Annotated in this window: 17 protein-coding genes; 11 read left to right on the plus strand and 6 right to left on the minus strand. The window is 67.5% G+C overall.

Annotated elements, in window-relative coordinates; all coding sequences use genetic code 11:
* The first annotated feature begins 3 nt into the window (after positions 1–3).
* Both AC5P7I_RS15540 and AC5P7I_RS15545 read left to right on the plus strand, forming a co-directional pair.
* Positions 4–3114 carry an error-prone DNA polymerase gene (locus tag AC5P7I_RS15540; RefSeq protein ID WP_126412511.1) on the plus strand — a complete coding sequence of 1037 codons (3111 nt, stop codon included), beginning with the start codon at positions 4–6 and terminating at the stop codon, positions 3112–3114.
* An 81-nt stretch (positions 3115–3195) separates the two neighbouring features.
* Complete coding sequence (locus AC5P7I_RS15545) at positions 3196–3702, plus strand: hypothetical protein (RefSeq protein ID WP_032957269.1); 507 nt, start codon at positions 3196–3198, stop codon at positions 3700–3702.
* 102 nt (positions 3703–3804) lie between these two features.
* Here AC5P7I_RS15545 and ptsJ read toward each other — a convergent pair whose 3' ends face one another.
* Positions 3805–5091, minus strand: a complete 1287-nt coding sequence (gene ptsJ / locus AC5P7I_RS15550) for a MocR-like B6 salvage transcription factor PtsJ (protein ID WP_032957271.1) — start codon at positions 5089–5091, stop codon at positions 3805–3807.
* A gap of 76 nt (positions 5092–5167) precedes the next feature.
* On the opposite strand from ptsJ, the gene AC5P7I_RS15555 reads away from it, so the two are divergent.
* The 9 genes from AC5P7I_RS15555 (at position 5168) to AC5P7I_RS15595 (ending at position 13051) form a co-directional block, all read left to right on the plus strand.
* Positions 5168–5941 carry a YggS family pyridoxal phosphate-dependent enzyme gene (locus AC5P7I_RS15555; protein ID WP_041863572.1) on the plus strand — a complete coding sequence of 258 codons (774 nt, stop codon included), beginning with the start codon at positions 5168–5170 and terminating at the stop codon, positions 5939–5941.
* Complete coding sequence (locus AC5P7I_RS15560) at positions 5938–6639, plus strand: glutamine amidotransferase (RefSeq protein ID WP_262088234.1); 702 nt, start codon at positions 5938–5940, stop codon at positions 6637–6639. Before AC5P7I_RS15555 ends, AC5P7I_RS15560 begins: the two co-directional genes overlap by 4 nt.
* On the plus strand, positions 6636–6860 hold the full coding sequence (locus tag AC5P7I_RS15565; RefSeq protein WP_262088235.1) for a hypothetical protein: 225 nt from the start codon (positions 6636–6638) through the stop codon (positions 6858–6860). The genes AC5P7I_RS15560 and AC5P7I_RS15565 overlap by 4 nt, the downstream gene beginning before the upstream one ends.
* Positions 6861–6959: 99 nt before the next feature.
* Positions 6960–7466 (plus strand): hypothetical protein, encoded by a 507-nt coding sequence (locus AC5P7I_RS15570; RefSeq protein ID WP_262088236.1) that lies wholly within the window; start codon positions 6960–6962, stop codon positions 7464–7466.
* A 123-nt stretch (positions 7467–7589) separates the two neighbouring features.
* On the plus strand, positions 7590–8099 hold the full coding sequence (locus AC5P7I_RS15575; protein WP_014647518.1) for an RNA polymerase sigma factor: 510 nt from the start codon (positions 7590–7592) through the stop codon (positions 8097–8099).
* Positions 8096–9022: a FecR domain-containing protein gene (locus tag AC5P7I_RS15580; RefSeq protein WP_164110552.1), complete on the plus strand. Its 927-nt coding sequence runs from the start codon at positions 8096–8098 to the stop codon at positions 9020–9022. The genes AC5P7I_RS15575 and AC5P7I_RS15580 overlap by 4 nt, the downstream gene beginning before the upstream one ends.
* A gap of 64 nt (positions 9023–9086) precedes the next feature.
* Entirely contained in the window at positions 9087–11558 is a 2472-nt protein-coding gene (locus AC5P7I_RS15585) for a TonB-dependent receptor (RefSeq protein WP_262088237.1), read from the plus strand.
* Complete coding sequence (locus AC5P7I_RS15590; RefSeq protein WP_262088238.1) at positions 11545–12345, plus strand: ChaN family lipoprotein; 801 nt, start codon at positions 11545–11547, stop codon at positions 12343–12345. Before AC5P7I_RS15585 ends, AC5P7I_RS15590 begins: the two co-directional genes overlap by 14 nt.
* Positions 12338–13051, plus strand: a complete 714-nt coding sequence (locus tag AC5P7I_RS15595) for an energy transducer TonB family protein (protein ID WP_046431238.1) — start codon at positions 12338–12340, stop codon at positions 13049–13051. Before AC5P7I_RS15590 ends, AC5P7I_RS15595 begins: the two co-directional genes overlap by 8 nt.
* On the opposite strand, the gene AC5P7I_RS15600 is transcribed toward AC5P7I_RS15595, so the two are convergent.
* From AC5P7I_RS15600 to AC5P7I_RS15620, 5 genes are all read right to left on the minus strand, one after another.
* Complete coding sequence (locus tag AC5P7I_RS15600) at positions 13048–13482, minus strand: RidA family protein (RefSeq protein ID WP_049406192.1); 435 nt, start codon at positions 13480–13482, stop codon at positions 13048–13050. The two genes, AC5P7I_RS15595 and AC5P7I_RS15600, sit on opposite strands and share 4 nt — an antisense overlap.
* A gap of 185 nt (positions 13483–13667) precedes the next feature.
* Entirely contained in the window at positions 13668–14570 is a 903-nt protein-coding gene (locus tag AC5P7I_RS15605; RefSeq protein WP_032957286.1) for a cation diffusion facilitator family transporter, read from the minus strand.
* Between the two features lie 28 nt (positions 14571–14598).
* Entirely contained in the window at positions 14599–16887 is a 2289-nt protein-coding gene (locus AC5P7I_RS15610; protein WP_262088239.1) for an Orn/Lys/Arg family decarboxylase, read from the minus strand.
* A gap of 20 nt (positions 16888–16907) precedes the next feature.
* Positions 16908–18260 (minus strand): arginine/agmatine antiporter, encoded by a 1353-nt coding sequence (gene adiC, locus AC5P7I_RS15615; protein WP_021204506.1) that lies wholly within the window; start codon positions 18258–18260, stop codon positions 16908–16910.
* Positions 18261–18336: 76 nt separating this feature from the next.
* Positions 18337–19770 (minus strand): DcaP family trimeric outer membrane transporter, encoded by a 1434-nt coding sequence (locus AC5P7I_RS15620; protein WP_032957291.1) that lies wholly within the window; start codon positions 19768–19770, stop codon positions 18337–18339.
* Positions 19771–19859 lie beyond the last annotated feature (89 nt).

A 19859-nucleotide genomic window follows, 5' to 3' on the forward strand; every position in this document is an offset into this window, starting at 1 on the left:
GCCATGCACAGCGAACTGCCCGGCTACGCCGAACTGCACTGCCTGTCGGCCTTCAGTTTCCAGCGCGGTGCTTCGATCGCCGAAGAACTGTTCGCGCGCGCCGCTGGCCAGGGTTACCGGGCACTGGCGATCACCGACGAATGCTCGCTGGCCGGCATCGTGCGCGCCTGGCAGGCGGCGAAGGCGCATGGCGTGGCGCTGATCGTCGGCGCCGAATTCCAGGTCGAGGACGGGCCGAAGCTGGCCCTGCTGTGCACCGACCAGGCCGCCTATGCCGGGCTCTGCCAGTTGATCACCACCTGCCGGCGGCGCGCAGCCAAGGGCGAGTACCGCTGCCTGCGCGAGGACCTGCTCGGCCTGCCCGACGGCCTGCTGTGCCTGTGGCTGGACCGGCAACCGGCCGCCACCGACCTGGAACTGCTGCGCGCCGGCTTCAATGATCGGCTGTGGTTGGCGGTGGAGCTGCACCACGAACACGACGACGCACGCCGCCTGCAGCAGCTGCAGGCCTTCGGCGAACGCCACCGCCTGCCGCTGGTCGCCAGTGGCGACGTGCACATGCACGTGCGCCGCCGCCGCGCCCTGCAGGACACCCTGACCGCGATCCGCCACCGCTGCAGCGTGGCCGAGGCTGGCTGGCGCCTGTTCCCCAACGGCGAGCGCCATCTGCGTCCGCGCACCGCGCTGGCCCAACTGTATCCGCCCGAATTGCTGGCCGAGACCCTGCGCATCGCCGAGCGCTGCCACTTCACCCTGGAACAGCTGCAGTACACCTACCCACGCGAGCTGGTGCCCGAGGGGCATGACCCGGACAGCTGGCTGCGCGTGCTGGTCGAGCGTGGCATCCCCTGGCGCTGGAAAGGCGGCATCGAACCGAAACAACGCGAGCAGATCGAACACGAACTGGCGTTGATCAAGCAGAAGAACTACGCCTCGTACTTCCTCACCGTGCAGGACATCGTGCGCTTCGCGCGCAGCCAGGACATCCTCTGCCAGGGCCGCGGCTCGGCGGCCAACTCCGCGGTGTGCTTCGTGCTGGGCGTGACCGAGATCGACCCGGCACGCAGCAACCTGCTGTTCGAGCGTTTCATCTCCGCCGAGCGCGACGAGCCACCGGATATCGACATCGATTTCGAGCACGAGCGCCGCGAGGAAGTGCTGCAGTACGTGTTCAAGCGCTATGGCCGCGAGCGCGCCGCACTGACCGCGGTGGCAATCAGCTACCGTGGCCGCAGCGCGATCCGCGACGTGGCGCGTGCACTTGGCCTGCCGATGGACCAGGTCAACGAACTGGGCGCGGCGATGGACCACTGGGGCGGCAACATCCCATTGCCGGAAACCCTGCGCGAGCGCGGTTTCGATCCGGACACGCCCTTGATGCGGCGCCTGCTGGCGCTGACCGCCGAGCTGATCGACTTCCCGCGCCACCTGTCGCAGCACCCCGGCGGTTTCGTGATTTCCGAACATCCCCTGTCGACCCTGGTGCCGGTGGAAAACGCGGCGATGGCCGACCGCACCGTCATCCAATGGGACAAGGACGATCTGGATGCCACCGGCCTGATGAAAGTCGACTGCCTGGCGCTGGGCATGCTTACCGCCATCCGCAAGTGCCTGGCCATGCTGAAACAGCATGGCCTGCATGAAGGACGCATGGATGCGATCCCGCCCAAGGATGCAAAGACCTTCGACATGATCTGCGCCGCCGACACCATCGGCGTGTTCCAGATCGAATCGCGCGCACAGATGGCGATGCTGCCGCGCATGCAGCCACGCACGTTCTATGACCTGGTGATCGAGGTGGCGATCGTGCGCCCGGGCCCGATCCAGGGCGACATGGTGCACCCCTATCTGGAGCGGCGCCGGATCCTGCGCGAACAGGGACCGGACGCGTTGAACGACCCGGACAATCCGCTCTACCCACCGCAGCTGGAACGCGTGTTCGCACGCACGCTGGGCGTGCCATTGTTCCAGGAACAGGTGATGCAGCTGGCGGTCGAAGCAGCCGGTTACACGCCTGGCCAGGCCGATGCCCTGCGCCGTTCGATGGCGGCCTGGAAACGCCGTGGCGGCTTGGAACCGCATCGTGAAAAACTGCTGGCAGGCATGTTGAAAAACGGTTTCAGCCGCGAATACGGTGAGCACCTGTTCGAGCAGATCAAGGGGTTCGGTGATTACGGTTTCCCGGAAAGCCACGCCGCCAGCTTCGCCCTGCTGACCTATAACAGCTGCTGGCTGAAATGCCACCACCCGGCCGCATTCACTGCCAGCCTGATCAACAGCCAGCCGCTGGGTTTCTACAGTCCTGACCAGCTGCTGCAGGACGCGCGCCGGCATGGCATCCGCGTGCTTCCCGTGGACGTGCGCCACAGCGACTGGGACTGCACGCTGGATTTCAGCAGGGGCGCGGCCGCGATCCGGCTCGGCCTGCGCCTGGTCGACGGCTGCAATGAAGCGGCTGTACAGGCCATCATGCGCGAACGTGCACGGCGCCCGTTCGACGATGTGGGCGACCTGTGCCAGCGCACCGCCCTGGATCGCCGCCAGCAGGGCCTGCTGGCCGATGCCGGTGCGCTGCGCGGGCTCAGCGGCCATCGCCATCGTGCACGCTGGGATATCTCCGGCGTGGAGAACCGGCTGCCGCTGTTCGACCAGGCCCGCGCCACCGCTGAAGCACGCGTGCCGCTGCCCCTGCCCAGCGCCTGGGAGGACATGCAGGCCGATTACCGCAGCATCGGCACCACCCTCGGCCGCCACCCGATCTCGTTCCTGCGCACGCAGCTGCGCAGCCGCGGCTGCCTGGATGCCGCGCAGCTTGCGGGCCACGGCCATGGCCGTCGCGTGCGCATCGCCGGCCTGGTCCGCATGCGCCAGCGCCCGCAGACCGCCAGTGGCGTTACCTTCCTCACCCTTGAAGACGAGACCGGCATGGTCAATGCCGTGGTCTGGCGGCACCTGGCCGATCGCCAGCACCGGGTCCTGGTCGATACCCGGCTGATGCAGATCGACGGCCGCCTGGAACGCGTCGATGGCGTGCAGCATGTCATCGTGCAGCGCATGCACTGCCTGGATGAACTGTTGCAGGGGTTGCGCAGCCACAGCCGCGATTTCCATTGACGATACACAGCGTCACACAATGAACTGGCCATCGGTCGCCCGCATCCGCTATCGTCGCTGCATCCAAGGAAGGACGACACGATGCCGCGCGCACTGCTGCTGACCACGCTGGTGGTCTCCACACTCGCCCTGCTGGTTTCCGGCTGGACCGCCTGGAGCCTGCATCGCAGCCAATCGCCACAGCGCATCATCGAAGCGCGCGGGCTGATCATCCACGATGGCACGGGCCAACCCCGGGTGATCCTAGGCGCGCCGGTGCCCGACCCCCTCAGCCGGGGCCGTATCCAGGGGCCGCGCGCCACCGCCCTGTCCGGCCTGATCCTGCTCGGCCCGGATGGCTCCGAACGCGGGGGCTATGGCACCAGCGATCGCGGCGGTGAAGCCGTGCTGACCCTGGACGATGCCAATGGCACCACGGAAGTGTTCAAGGTGGTGGCCAACCCGGACCGTGGTGCCAGCCTGATGGTCAAGCACCAGAACAACACCGGCGCCATGCTCACCTCATGGCAGGGCAAGCCGGAACTGATGTTCGTCGATGACAGCGGCCAGTCCTACTACGTGCGCCCGGGCGCCAACGCCGCGCCCTGATCTGCTTCTGTAGCGTCGAGCCATGCTCGACTGCTTCTACCAACAGCAGCCGAGCATGGCTCGGCTCTACAAAGGCGAAGCAACGTCGAGCATCGCTCGACGCTACAGACCGCACACCGCCGCCAGGTCGTCAGCCAGCGGCCGCAGTTGCGCCGCGCCCAGCGCCGCGCAGGTGATGCGCAGGCCATGTGCCGGCGCCGCCACCGCGAACACCTCGCCAGCGCGCACATGCCATCCGCGCGCGGCCAGCGCCAGCACCTGCGGATGGCTGTCGCCCGGCAACGGCAGCCACAGGTTCAATCCCTCCATCGGCAGCGGCGTCGGCACGCCACGCGCGCGCAGCAGTTCCTGCAGCGACTGCAGGCGCTGCTGGTAACGCTCGCCTGCCGAGGCGATCTTCGCCCGCTGCGTTGACGACGCCAGCACCGAGGTTGCCGCGTCCTGCAGCAGGTGACTGACCCAGCCGATACCGGATGCCAATCGCAGCCGCAACCGCATCGCGGTTTCTTCATCGCAGGCCAGCCAGGCCAGCCGCAGGTCCGGGCCGAGCGGTTTGGACAACGAACGCAGCAGCGCCCAGCGCCGCCCATCAAGCGGCAGTACCGAGTGATAGGCCTGCTGCGAGAGCAGCGCATAGTGATCGTCGATCAGCACTGCTACCTGCGGGTACGCCGCCAGCAACTGCCGCAACGCCCGCGCCCGCTTCGCATCCAGGCTGGCCCCGGTCGGATTGTGCGCCCGGGGGGTGAGCAGCACCGCACGTGCACCAGCCTCCAGCGCCTGCCGCAGCGATTCGACCTGCATGCCCTGGGCATCCACCGCCACCGGCAACGGCGCATGACCCGACGCATTGAGCACATTGAGGCTGCCGAGGAAGCATGGATCCTCCACCGCGATGCGATCACCCGGCAGCAGCCACGCCGCCAGCAGGCGCTCGATGCCATCGACGGCGCCATGGGTCAGCTCCAGCGCATATCCCTCGGGGCAATCCGCATCCAGCGAGGCGCGTGCCAGCGCCTGCAACCTCGTGTCGACCGTACCCACGCCATACAGCCGCGGCGCCGCCGGGGTCAGGCGCAGGTTCGGCAGCAGGCGCGGATCCGGGTTGCCACCGGCTAGGTCCTGCAGCGCCAGCCCCGGGGTGCTGCCCTCGCGCGCCAGCGGCGGCGGCAGGCCACGCACCACCGTGCCGCGGCGGCCCGCCGTGCTGGCCAGCCCCGCCGCATCCAGGCGCTTGTAGGCAGCAGCCACGGTGTTGCGGTTCACGCCCAGCTGCTCGGCCAGTTCACGCACCGGCGGCAGCACGCTACCGGCCGGCAGGCGGCCCTTGCCGATGCCGTCGCGGATGCTGTCGAAGATCGACTCGGCGCTGTACCCGGTGATTTTCATTTTGTCCTATGCCAAAATATCTCTTGTCCTGTGCCAGTGTATCCCACCCTGGCCACCCTGCATTGGAGGTGCCCGCATGCCCCTTGCCGCTGCCGACTGGCCCGTCGCCCAGTCCGTTGAACAGATCGCCGCCAACCTGGTCACGGTGCGCCAACGCATCGCCGATGCTTGCGCCCGCGTCGGCCGTGACCCGGCCAGCGTGCGCCTGCTGCCGGTCAGCAAGACCGTCGATGACGCCCGCATCCGCATGGCGGTGGCCGCCGGTTGCCGCGAGCTGGGCGAGAACAAGGTGCAGGAGGCGCAACGCAAGGCCGAGACGATGGCCGATCTTGGCGTGCACTGGTCGGTGATCGGGCATCTGCAGACCAACAAGGCGCGCTACGTGGCGCGCTTCGCCAGCGAGTTCCAGGCGCTGGACAGCCTGCGCGTGGCCGAAGCACTGCAGCAGCGCCTGCAGCTGGAAGACCGCACGCTGGATGTGTTCGTGCAGGTCAACACCTCCGCCGAACCCAGCAAGTACGGCTTGGAACCCGCTGCCGTCGAGGCCTTTGTGCAGCAGCTTCCAGCGTTCGATCGCCTGCGCGTGCGCGGCCTGATGACGCTGGCCATCTTCACCCCGGAGGTCGAGCGCGTGCGTGCCTGCTTCGTGCGCCTGCGCGAACTGCGCGACCAGCTGCAGCGCACTGCACCTCCCGTCATCGACCTTTCGCAGTTGTCGATGGGCATGTCCGGAGACTTCGAAGTGGCGATCGAGGAAGGTGCCACCGTGGTCCGCGTCGGGCAGGCCATCTTCGGCGCACGCGCCACCCCGGACAGTTTCTACTGGCCCAGCAATGGAGCCTCCGCATGAAGCACGCGGTCGTCCTGCAACACGTCGCCTTTGAAGACCTCGGCACCCTGCAGCCACTGCTGTCGGCACAGGGCTGGCAGCTGCAGGTGCTGCAGGCCGGTATCGACGCGCTCGACTCCGCCGAAACCGCCGACCTGCTGGTCGTGCTGGGCGGCCCGGTCAGCGTCAACGATGTTGATCGCTATCCTTTCCTCAACGACAGCATCGCGTTGTTGCAACGTCGGCTGCAGCAGCAACGGCCCACGCTGGGCATCTGCCTCGGCGCGCAGCTGATGGCGCGCGCACTCGGTGCCGACGTCGCCGCCAGTGGCGGCAAGGAGATCGGCTTTGCGCCGCTGCTGCTCACCGATGACGGCCAACGCTCGCCACTGCAGGCCCTGCAGGGCATTCCGGTACTGCATTGGCATGGCGAGGCGTTCGAACTCCCGGCCGGTGCACGTCGCCTGGCCAGCACGCCGGCCTGCCGCCACCAGGCCTTCGCCATGGGCAGCCATGCGTTGGCCCTGCAATGCCACCCGGAACTGGATTCCCGCCAGTTCGAACGCTGGCTGATCGGCCACACCCTGGAGCTGGCGCAGGCCGGCATCGATCCGAACGATCTTCGCGCCCAGGCACGCCGTTACGGTGCACCGCTGGCAGCGGCGGCCACCGCGATGTTCGACCATTGGCTGCAGGAGCTGCCGGAGACACCGCAATGAACTACCGATTGCAGATCCACCGCGATGGCGCCTACTGGGGCCACTTCGACTGCAGCGGCCCCGATGCCATGCAACGCATGGACACCATCGCCGCGCAGCTGCCTGCCGAACAGGGCTTCCAGCTGAAACGGCAGAAAGGTGTCGGCGAAGAGCGCATCCTGTCCAGCAATGCCGACGGCCTGCGCGTACTGGCTTCGCAGATCCAGTACCGCGACATCTGACGATCGTCACGGTAGTGCCGGCCGCTGGCCGGCACCCGAATCTGGCCGGCCAGCGGCCGGCACTACCACGGCTGTTCGCCCGCGTGCGAAGCTTCACGCATGCTGACCCTGCAACGCGGCAGCCACCACGGGCTGCTGGTCGCCCCGCGCTGGCCCTCCACCCATATCCAACTGGAAGAAGAGGTACTGCAACGCCTGCTCGATGCGCAGGCAATGCTGCCTGCCGGGCTGCGACTGCTGCTCACGCGCGGCTTCGAACCCGGCCACAGCCGGCTCGGCAGCTTCCGTCGTGGCGTGCGTTGGCTCGGTATCGCGTTGTTCCGGGCCTGCTATCCGCAACGCCATGATGAGGTCGATGCCATCTTCGGCGCCAACGGCCACGACATCGATGGCCGTCATATCGATGTCTCGCTGGTACTGCACGGCAAGCGGCTACGGCTGCTGCCCGTGGGCGTATTCACCCCGCCACGCTGGCAGGATCGTCGCGTCGCCCGCCATGCCGAAGCGGTCGCGCGGGTGAAGCGCAGCCTGCAGCGCTGCGGCTTCGAGCTGCATTACAACCCCACCGAAGCCCTGCAGATCCACTGCGATTATCGCCCGCGCTGATCTCCCGTCCCGGGCAGGCGTGTCACGCCCATCGATAGATGCAAATGATTCTCTTTTCCTGTAAGGTGCAGCCGCTGCCCTTGCCGCCGCGGGCTGTTCCCTTTCCCAGTTGTCGCCCGCCCCGTGTCCACGCCTGTCGAACCGACGGATGTCGCGCAGCTGTGCGCGGCCCATTACCGGCCGCTGCACGCCCATGTCCGCCGTAAACTCCCGCAACGCAGCGACGCCGATGACGTCGTCCAGGAAACCTGGCTGCGTGTCATCAAGGTCGCCGCCAGCGGCCTGCTGAGCAACGGCCGCGCCTACCTGTACCGCGTCGCCCACAATCTGATCGCCGATCACTACCGGCAACGCCAGCGCCGTCGTGAGGAAGCGCTGGATGACGCCCAACTGCACGCCCTCGCCGACCCTGCACCGCTGCCGGAGCAGCACCTGCTGGACGCCGAACAGCTGCGCCATCTCGACGCGATCATCGCCGCGCTGCCACCGCGCTCGCGCCAGGTATTCCTGCTGGCCCGGGTGGAGCAGATGGCACTGGCCGAGATCGGCCGCCGGCTCGGCATCAGCCGGCAGACCGCGCACGGCCATCTGCTGCGTGCGCTGGTGGCGCTGCAGCAGGTACCCGGCGCATGAGCCCGGAGGCGATCGCGCGCGAGGCCGCGCGCTGGTGGCTGGACGGCCACGACGGCGGCCGCGACGAGCGTGCCTTCAACCAGTGGTACTACGCCGATTGCCGCCACGCCGCGCAGTACCAGCACCTGCAGGCGCTCTGGCAGGCCGGTGATGCCACGCCCAGCCTGCAGCGGCATCAGCGCAAGCGGCAGCGCCGGCACCTGCGCGACGCCGGCACTGCCGTGCTGCTGCTTTGCGCCTTGGGCCTGTATACCCGCCAGGCCGCACCACCGGCCGCGCAGGTGATGCGCACGGCGGCAGGCGAGATCCGTGAAGAGGTACTGCCGGACGGCTCGCACGTGCTGCTGTCACCCGGAAGCGAAGTCCATGTCCGCATCGATGCACAGCGCCGCCAGCTGCAGCTGCAGCACGGCCAAGCCTGGTTCAAGGTAGCCGCCGATGCGCAGCATCCGTTCCAGGTGCATACGACGCACGGCATGGTCACCGCGCTCGGCACGGCCTTCGACCTTGCCGTGCAGGACAACGACAGCGTGGTCACCGTCACCGAGCATCGCGTCCGTGTGGACAGCGGCACCCGCAGTGAGCAGGCCATCGAAGGGCAGCAGCTGCGCTTCGATGGACAGGCACCGATCATCGGCCTGGCCGCCAGCCACAGTGCCCTGGCCTGGCGCGAGCGTCGCCTGCATTGGGTCTCCACGCCCTTGGCCGAGGTCACCCAGGGCCTGGATCGCTGGCATGGCGGCCACACCTGGATCATCGGCGCACACCTGCGCCAGCAGCCGGTCACCCTGCTCGGCAGTGCAGACGGTGCAGCGCGCAGCCGCGACCAGCTGGCCACGCAGCTGCATGTACGCGTGCTGCGCCTGGGCGCGGGCGTGCAGGTGTGGCTGCCGCCACGCAGGGAACATCGCGATGCACCCTGACATCGGCCCTGCCACTGCGTCTACCCAGGATGACGACGCGCCGCGTCAGCCCCTGGAGCTCCCGATGCTGTTTCACCGTCCCCTTGTCCTCGCCCTGTCACTGGCCTGCGCCAGTCCGCTTCCGTTGTTACCTGCCAGCGCACACGCGCAGGCCGCCTCCCGTCACTTCGATCTTCCTGCGCAACCGCTGGCCAGCGCGCTGGATGCCTACAGCCGGCTGACCGGTGTCGATCTGGTGATCGGCGCGGCATTGCCAGGCGGCCAGACGGCGCCGGCACTACGCGGACGGTTCGACGACGCGCAGGCCCTGTCGCGCCTGCTGGCCGGTAGCGGCCTGCGCCCCCGTTTCATCGACGCGCGCCGCGCCACCCTGGAACCGGCGCCGGCCGCCCCCTCCGATGGCAGCCGTCGAACCGGCCCGCTGCGCGTACAGGGCGATATCGCACACGGCCATTCCCCCGGTGCAGGCGCCAGCCAGTATGTCCCGGCGGCCCGCGATGGCTTTGCGCCCGCCGTCGGCAGCGAGCGCGTGGCGATGGCCGAACGCCAGGACGGCAACAGCCTGCTGCGTTCGATGCCCGGCACCCACAGTTTCCACTCGCGCAGCCAGCCCGGCCTGCAGGTCAACATCCGCGGCATGACCGGCGCCGGGCGGGTCAACACCATGATCGATGGTGTCACCCAGACCTTCCGCAACAACGCGGGCCATGGCTCCGGTGGTCCGTTCGCCTACGTCGACCCGTTCCTGCTGGCCGGTGTGGACGTGCAACGCGGTGCGGTCGCCGGTGGTGATGGTGCCGGCACGCTGGCCGGCAGTGCCAATTTCCGCACGCTGGACATCGACGACCTGCTCGGCGAAGGCCGTGACTGGGGCCTGCGTGCGGGCTATCGCCATGGCAACAACGGCTATGGCAGCGGCCGCACCTTCGCCGGCGCATGGCGCCACAGCGAGGACGGCGGTGACCGCCAGTTCGGCCTGCTGGCCGCTGCCAGCAGCAGTCGCAGCGGCGAGTACGCCACGGCACGCGGGCAGAAGAACAATGCCGACCCCGGCAGCCAGCAGCCCAGCAGCTGGCTGTTGAAAGCACGCCTGCAGCCCAGTGACCAGCATCGGCTGGACCTGAGCCACATGCGCTACGAAAACGACTTCTACCACAACTACCCGTGGCAGATTTCCGCACGCAACCAGCGCGCCAGCTACCACTACACGCCCTACACGCCGTGGATCGACCTGCGCGCGACCTTCGCCGGCAACAAGACCCGGCTGTTCTATCCGCCCGTGGAGGATTCCAGCTACATCGGTCGCCGCACCCACAGCAGCCTGAGCAGCTGGACGCTCGACAACACCAGCCGCTTCGACATCGGTGCACTGCAGGCACGCTGGAACACCGGCATCAAGCACCAGTCGGACGTCTACGTGGCCGACACCCCCATCCTGCGCGGCGCCAACCCCCAGGGCCGCAGCCAGCTGGACAGCGTGTTCAGCACGCTGGAACTGCAGTACGACATCTACGCGCTGACTGCAGGCCTGCGCCAGGATCGCTATGGCATCCGCGGCCACGTCCCGGTGTGCTCGGATGTGCCTGGCCAGTGCGCCGAGATCAACGGCGGCGGCATCGACGTGCGCCGTACCCAGCGCGCACTCAGCCCCAGCCTGACGGTCTCGTGGCAGGCCACCGACTGGCTGCAACTGTTCGCCGAAGCCTCGCGTACTTCCCGCCCGCCGCGCGTGCAGGAGATGTTCTTCGAGAAGATCCCGCTGGAAGGCATGAGCGATGCCGATGGCGTGGGTGCCAACCCGTTCCTGCGCCGAGAGCGCTCGCGCAACCTGCAGTTCGGCGCCAACCTCAGCGCCTCCTCGCTGCTGACCGACGGTGACCTGGCGCAGCTGCGCGTCACCCGCTTCGACAACCGCATCCGCGACTACATCAAGCCGCAGTACCTGCTGATCGTGCACCCGCCGGAGGTGGGGCCTTTCGTGGTACCGATCGACAGCGATCAGCAGCTCACTGCCTGGACCGATGCGCTGGACGTGGACGACTTCAGCACCACCACGCGCTGGATGAACCACCCCGGCGTGGTGCGCATGCGCGGTATCGAGCTGGAAGCGCACTACGCCAGCGCGCACTACCACGCCACGCTGAGCTGGACCCGCTCGCGCACCAGTGCGCCTGCCATCGAATTCGTCAACCTGGAAGACATCACCGCCCTGCCCGACCGCTTCTGGACGTTGGATGTCGGCGGCCGCTGGTGGCAGCAGCGCGTGCAGGCCGGCCTGCGCGCCGAATACTCCGGGCCCACCGAAGAAGGCTACGACTTCTTCCAGACCCGCAGGACCGGCGGTACCGGTGTACTGCTCGACTTCTACGCCAGCTTCAAGCCCCAGCCCAACACCACGCTGTGGCTGAACATCGAAAACCTGCAGAACAAGGCCTATGACAACAATGCCTCGATCGACAGCATCTTCAGCCCGATCCTGGACCGCGGCAACGGCCGTGGCCGCACCGTCTCGATGGGCGTCAATGTGGCGTTCTAGCCGCCGCTGGCTGCCGCTGTGCCTGCTCGCACTGGCCGCAACGGCCAGCGCGCAGCCTATGCCCGGCACGGTGATCGACCTGGCCAGCGGGCAGCGCCTGGACGAAGCCGCGTTCGTGAAGCGTGCAGCGAACGCCCCGCGGCTGCTGCTGGGCGAACGCCACGACCTGGCCGGTGACCACGCCGCCCAGCGCTGGCTGCTGCACGCGCTGCAACGGCAGCGTCCACAAGGCGCGCTGGTGATGGAGATGATCGCCAGTGAACGCCAACCGCGCCTGCAGCGGGTGCAGCGCTGGCTGGCCAAGGGCAACCATGCCGATGGTGCGCGCCTGCAGGCGCTGCTGGGCTGGGATACACGCTGGCCGTGGGCCACCTATGGCGGGCTGGTACAGGACGCCACCGCCGCCGGCATCCCCCTGCTCGGCGGCAACCTGTCGCGTGCCGAGGTCGATGCGTTGCTTGCCTCCAACACGTCGGTGCGGTTTCCGATGCCCACCGCCCGGCAACGCCTGTCGGCCGTGGTGCTGGCCCAGCACGCAGACGCCGCACCGATGCTGGAAGGGATGCTGGCCGTGCAACAGGCCCGCGACACCCGCATGGCACAGGCACTGACCGCAGCCCCTGCACCCGCGCTGCTGGTGGCCGGCCGCTGGCATGTACTGCGCGGCACCGGCGTGCCGGGCTACCTGCCATCGGAGGTACCGGCACTGGTGATCGCGCTTGCGTCACCCGACGAAGGCGTCGATGCGGCCGACGCCGATCTGCTGTGGGTGCCGGGCGATGAGTGAACGCGGCCAACACTGGCAGGCGATTGCCATCAGCATCGGCCTGCACCTGTTGCCCTTGCTGCTGTTGGTGCACTGGATGGCCGCGCCACCGTTGCTGCCGCCGCCTGAGCAGGATGTGCGCATCAGCCTGCGCCTGCTGGCACCAGCTACGCCTCCCCAGCCGGTCGAAGAGCGCCTGGCCGACACCCCCAGCCAGGCGCAGCAGGCGCGCGCGTCGCAACCGGCGAAGTCGCCCCCTCCGCCAAAGCCCACCGCCGCGCGCGAGGGCGAGGTGGCCGCCAGCGAGCTCGGTGGCCCTGGCCGGCAAGCCCTGCCGGTCGCCCCGCCTGCGGCCGTGACCGATGCAAGTCCCGCACCGGCATCGATCACGGCCGCGCCGCCCGCTCCCGACGCACCACCGGCGGACTTCCAGGCCGGCGCCGCCAGCGACCAGTGGGAAGCCCGCCTGATGGCGCGCCTGGAGCGTTATCGCTACTACCCCGCCGTCGCGCGCTCGCGCCGGCAGCAGGGGACGGCCTGGGTCAGGGCCAGCATCGATCGCGAGGGACGCCTGCAGGCCCTGCGGCTGGAGCAGTCCAGCGGCCAACCGATGCTCGACGACGCCGCACTGCAGACGTTCCGCCGCGCGCAGCCGCTGCCGCCCATTCCCATGGAAATGAAGGCACCGCAGGAACTGGTGGTGCCGGTGGAGTACTACCTGCGCTAGGCGGCGTAGGCCTCCGCCTCGATCTCGAACAGCATGCCGTCCAGCGCCAGCCGTGGCACAGGAATCAGGGTGCAGGTCGGCGCTGCGCCGTTCGGCCAACGCCGCCGTACCTGCCGGGCGATGATGCCCAGCCGGTCCTCGTCGTGGTCGACCACCAGGATGCGCAACCGTGCGACATCGGCCAGGCTGGCCTGCGCCGAACGCAATGCGATCTGCAGGTTGTCCAGTGCCTGCTCGACCTGTTCCCCGAAGCCGGGGGAGAGATGACCATCGGCATCCTCACCGCCCTGCCCGGCGATATGGATCACCCGGGCGGGAAGGCGCACCACCGCCACGTGCGAGTAGCCGTTGGCCGAGGGGTCGTAAAGCCCCGCAGGATTGAACAGTTCCAGCAGGCCGTGGCCCAGGTCCGGGGTGGTCAGCAGGTTCATGCCGCATGCCTCATGGGGAATGTGAAGCAGTCTGCGACCTCAACCAGAGTTGAGGTCAAACAGATCCGCTGCAACAGTCCGGTCTGCCATGCGCAACGATCGTGCCCACGTGTAGAGCCGAGCCCACGCTCGGCTGCTCAGCGCGAATGGCAGCCGAGCATGGGCTCGGCTCTACCGTTCACGGCTCACGTCCACGCCGGGTCTGCGGTGAAATCGATGGTCAACCAGAAAGTACTGCCCCGCGCATCCAGCCGCACCGCGATCTCATCGCGCATCGCATCGACTTCGCCTACCGACCCCAGCGGCGTGATCGGGTCAGCCAATACATGGATCTCGATGAAGCGCATCCGCCCCATCTTCGCCACATGGCTGGTGAAACCGGCATAGCCACGCTCGGCCACGAACGCCTGCATCACCTGCTGCACGCGCCGGTCCAGATCATCCGGCGCCACCTGCAGCACTTCGCGCATGGCCTTCCACGCGCTGCGCGCTGGCACCGGCAGCATCGCCAGGCTGATCAATGCCAGCACGATCGAATCCAGGTACGGCACCCAATGGTGCCACTCACCACCGTGCAGGACCAGCGCCAACACGAAGGCCAGCACCACTGCCAGGCTCATCAACCCACCCAGCAGCCAGCCACGCACATCCAGCCATAACAGCGCCGAGCGCAGATGCCGCGCCCGCTGCGCAACGAACGCCGCCATCGCCAGGTTGCTGGCACTCAGCAGCGCCGCCCACCACAGCGCGGGCCCGAATTTCACTTCGTGCCCGCCCGTGGTCAGGCCGATCACCGCGTTGGCCAGCGCATACACGCAGGCCAGCGACAGGATCACACCACCCAGCGCTTCGACCATCGGCTCCAGGTGCCAGTAGCCGTACTGAAAGCGCGGGCTTTGTTCCCGCGCCACCAGCCGCAGCACCGACAACGACACCAGGGTCAGGGCGACGTCGACCAGGCTGTACACGCCGTCGAACAGGATGGCCTGCGATCCCACCAGCAGGCCACCGCCGAAGCCGACCGCGCTCACCGCAAGGGTGACACCGATCGAGAACGTCAGGATGCGTTGCTCGCGCGCGGTATCCATCGTTCGCCGATGAGCCGACCGTTACGGGTCAGGCCTTCAGCACCTCCACCTTGTACGAGACCGCATCACCCTCCTGCTCGATGATGAGCCCGTGCACGTCCGATTCGAAGCCCGGGAAACGGGCGTTCTGCTCGCGGGCGATGCGCAGCGACTGGATGATCGGCTCGTCGCTGTCGCCGAAGCGCTCGCCCGGCATGATGGTCGGGATGCCCGGCGGGTACGGCACCAGCATGGTCGCCGCGATGCGGCCACTGATCTGCTCGATGTCGACCCGCTCGATCTCGCCCTTGACCAGGTGGTTGTAGGCATCGGCCGGGGTCATCACCGGCGTCGGCAGGTCCACGTACATCTCGCGCATCACCTTGGCCACGGCAAATTCCTGGTTGAACGCATGCAGCGCGTCGCACAGGTCACGCAGGCCCCAGCCGGCGTAGGCATTCGGATAATCGGCGGCCAGCGTCGGCAGTGCCTGGCTCAGCGGCGCATTGCGGTCGTACAGTTCCTTGAACGCCATCAGCTCGGTGACCAGGGTGCTCCACTTGCCCTTGGTGATGCCCATCGAGAACAGGAACAGCACCGAGTACAGGTTGGTCTTTTCCACGGTGATGCCGCGGCCCCACAGGAACTTGCTCAGCACCGCCGCCGGGATGCCCAGCCTGCCCATGCTGCCGTCCATTGCCAGGCCCGGGGTCAGCAGGGTCACCTTGATCGGATCGATCAACACATAGTCGTCAACCAGGTTCTCGAAGCCGTGCCAGTGCGCGTCCGGCCGCAGGTACCACTCCTCGCGCTTGGCCACCAGCGGTGCCGGCGTATCGCCCTTGTCCAGGCTGCGCTCGACCTGGGTTGGCTGCCACACGCTGAACCACCAGTCGTCGCGATCGAGATCATCGCGGACGTGCAGCATCGCGCGGCGGAAGGCAATTGCCTCGTCATGCATTTCCTGCACCAGCGAGCGCCCGGCATCGCCTTCCATCATCTTCGAGGCCACGTCACAGGCGGCAATCACGCCGTAGTGCGGGCTGGTCGAGGTGTGCATCATGAACGACTCATTGAAGCGCTCGGCATCAAGGTTGCGTTGCGCCGAGTTGCGGACGTGGATCATCGACGCCTGCGAGAACGCAGCCAGCAGCTTGTGGGTGGAATGCGTGGTGAAAATGATCGCATCCTGCTCACGCGGCTTGCCCTTGGCCATGCCGTAGTGGTTCTCGTAGAACGGGTGGAACGCGGCGTAGGCGTACCAGGCTTCGTCGAAATGCAGGAAATCAACTGCGCTGCCGATCTCGTCGGCGATCTTCTCGGCGTTGTAGCACAGGCCGTCATAGGTCGAGTTGGTGACCACCGCGATGCGCGGCTTGGAGCCGGCCTTGTAGGCCTGGCTGGCCAGCGGATTGGCGGCGATGCGCTGCTGCAGCGACTCCGGCGTGAACTGGTCCAGGCTGATCGGGCCGATGATCCCGTGCGCATTGCGGCTGGGCGTGAAGTACACCGGCACCGCACCCGTCATGATCAGCGCGTGCAGCAGCGACTTGTGGCAGTTGCGGTCAACGAACACCACGTCGCCGCGGGCCACCGTGCCATGCCAGACGATCTTGTTGGCGGTGGAGGTGCCATTGGTGACGAAGAAGGTGTGGTCGGCACCGAAGTTGCGTGCCGCCTCGTTCTCGGCATCCTTGATCGGGCCGGTGTGATCGAGCAGCGAGCCCAGCTCCGGCACCGAGATCGACAGATCGCTGCGCAGGGTGTTCTCGCCATAGAACTGATGGAATGCGCGGCCGACCGGCGACTTGGTGAATGCCACGCCGCCGGCATGGCCCGGCGTATGCCAGGAATAGTTCGACTCGGCCGCATGATGGATCAGCGCCTTGAAGAATGGCGGCAGCAGGTTCTTCATGTAGTCTTCGGCCGCGCGCATCACCTGCCGCGAGATGAAGCTCTTGGTGTCTTCGAACAGGAAGATGAAACCGTGGATGTACTTGAGCAGCTTGCTCGGCACCTTCTCGATGGTGCGGCGCTCGCCGTACAGGAACACCGGCAGATTGGCACGGCGTGCGCTCTGCTCGCGCAGGAAGGCGGTCAGGCGCTGGAACTCGCCATCCACCTCTTCGCTGCCATCGATCGAGATCAGCACCGCCGAGGCCGCCACGTAGGTGCGGGCACCGGCCCGGGCGTCATCCAGGTTCAGCCCGCACAGCACGCGCTGGTCGTTGCTGCGCAGCTCTTCCACCAGCGCACGGATCAGGATGCCACCGATGCGCGGCGACTCGTAGTCGTTGTCGATGACAATGACCGGGTAGTCCAGGGACTTGAAGTACACGTTGATTCTCCTTGTCGAACTCAGGAATGCCGGGCGCCGGCGCTGATCGCCGAGGCCTCGCGGGCGCGCTGCCGCTGCTGGCGGCGCTCCTCGCTGAAGAAGGGATAGAACACGGTGATGAACAGCACGAACAGGAAGGCGTACTGCACGATGGTCCCCGACGAGCCGTAGATCGCCCACAGGCAGTACACGACGGTCAGGCTGGTCAGCGTCCAGAACGCACCGGTGTGGACCAGGGTGTGCGAACGCTCGACCACGAAGTAGCACGCCACGCACGAGTAGATGTAGGGCAGCAGGGTCAGCACCACGGCCGCCGACGTGATCACGTCGAACTGGGCCGACGCGGTTTCCGAGGTGGAGGTCACCAGCACCGCCAGGGTCATCAGCACCGCCACGATCAGCACGCCCTTGACCGGCACGTCGTCCTTGTTGGTCTTGCTGAAGATGCTCGGGAACAGGCCGTCATCCGACGCTGCCTTGGCACTCTGCGCGGTCAGCAGGATCCAGCCACCCAGCGAGCCGGCGGCACCGATGAAGGCGCACAGGCTGACCAGCGCGCCGCCCCAGCCACCGACCGCCTTGGCCGCCGCCAGCGCGAACGGTGCGTCGGACACCTGCAGTTCCGCGTTCGGCACCATGCCCATGATCACCGATGAACTGGCGATGTAGGCGATGGCAGCCAGGAACACGCCGGCCAGCGTCGCGCGGGCGACGTTCTTCTCCGGATTTTCGACCACACCGGCAGTCACCGATGCAGACTCGACGCCGATGAAGGCCCACAGGGTCAGTGCCGCAGCGCTCGAGATCGCACCGAAGTTCGACTCGCCAGACACGTTGTAGGCGCCCTTGAAGATGTCGGCATCGAAGAAGAACCAGCCGAAAATGGCGATGCCCAGGATCGGCACCAACGCAAAGCTGGTGGTGACCGTCTGCACGCGGCTGACGAAGGCCGGACCGATCACGTTGGCAAAGCTCAGTGCCCACACCAGCACCAGCACCGCGATGCAACGCACCAGCGGCTCGGACAGGATCGGGAAGAAATAGCTGAAATAGCCCACCGCCGCGATCGGAATGGCGACGTTGCCGATCCAGTTGGCGAACCAGTAGATGGTGTTGGTCTGGAAGCCCATGTACGGCCCGAACCAGTCGCGCGCGTAGGCATAGGGACCGCCCGCCTTGGGTGCGAGCTTGCCCAGCTTGGCGAACACGAAGGCCAGCAGCAGCGCACCGGCGGTGGTGATCAGCCAGCCCCAGATCGAGGCGGTACCGATCTTGGCCAGGCTGGACGGCAACAGGAACACGCCTGAGCCCATCATGTTGCCGGCGACGAGGAAGGTGGCTCCGACCACCCCGATTTTCTTTGCTTCTGCCATGACGATCTCCGGTACTGGCATGAGCCCGGCAGCACCGGGCGTGGGGACGGTTACGCTGGCGTACGACCGCTGGCGTCTATTTGATGAAGTTGTATTGCAGGCTGCCCTGCACCCGGACCGTGTCGCCGCGTGCGCCGCCCTGCTGTTCCAGCCGGCCGTACAGCAGCTCCATGCCCATCGTCCAGGACGGCGCCGGGCTCCAGATCATGTTGAACACGCCGTAGCGGCTCTGCCGGAATGCATCAGCGGCGAGTGCGGCGTTGCGCTCCAGGGTCAGCTGGCCAAAGATCAGGTTGGAGCGCCACAGCGCGGACCAGTAATGGGTGTAGCCGACGAAACCGCCGTGCAGGTCCAACGCGGCGAGGCGGCCATCGGCACCGACCACCGCGTCCAGTCCGGAGCCGGTAAGGTCGGCGGTGTAGCGACTGAGGCCGCGCCCGCCGAGTACGCCGAACAGCAGCAGGTCGCGCTCGCCCACTGACGCCGAGCCGCTCAGCTGCAGGCCACCGGCCATGCGCCGGTCGCGCTCGCCATCGCCGTCGTAGGCCAGGCTGCGTGCCACCGCGCCCAACTGCAGGTGGCCCCAGTCGCGCTCCAGGCGCGCGGCCACGGTCACATCGGGCAGGCGGTTGACTGCCGTGCGAGCATCGCTGGCGCCGGCGAGTTCAGTCTTCGGGTCTTCAGCGGCGACGGTCAGGGTGTTGCCCTTGCCTATCGCAAAGCTGTGGTGGATGCCCGCCACCAGCAGGTATCCGGCACCGCCAGGCCCTGCGAAATCCAGTGTGTCCGGCAGGCTGTCCGGGTCCATGAAGCTGGAGTAGCCATAGCCGGCATAGGTGTTGCCAAGCTGCCCATAGGCGTGTCGCAGGCGGAACTCATACCCCTCACTGCTGCCGAAGAAATCGTTCTCCAGGTAGAAACGGAGGTTGCCGTGCGTGGTCGGGCGCCGCGCCTCGAAGCTGAAGCGGGTCTGCTTGGCGTGGATGTTGAAGTTGGAGACATCGCGATGGCTGCCACCCACCGGCATCGACGACGGAATGAACTGATCTTCGTCACCGGCCGCACGCGAATCGGCAATCGCATCGAGCTTGGCGTAGCCGCCGATGCGGATCACCGTATCGGTGCCTGGAATGGCGAAGAAGCCTTTCAGATCGGGGTCGGTCGGACCGGCTGCACTGTCGGGACGCGACGCCGCCGTTGAGGGATCGGCCACCGATTCGCGCTGCGGCAGCACCGGTTGCGCCACGCCCGGCACCTGGGTCGGGTGCAGCATGCTGGCGCTGCCGCCCGCCGTTGCTGCCGGGGTCGGGGCCTGCGCCACGGCGGCAGGCGCTGAGCCCTCGCGCTGCTCAAGCCGATCCAGGCGCTGCTGCATGCCTTCCAATGCCTGGCGCATGGCAGCGATTTCCTGCCGCAACGCCTGCGCATCTTCCTGGCCATGCTGCTGCGCATACGCTGGCGCGATCGCCAGTGCGGTCGAACAGGCCAGACTCAGTACCGCCAAGCGCATTGCATCCTCCCTGGACAAACATTCGCAGCGCGCTGGCCGGATACAGGCGCACAGTGCCCTGGCCTCGCGTCGCCGTTGCTGGAAATGCG

The organism is Stenotrophomonas sp. YJH_SMC_138 (assembly GCF_059369855.1).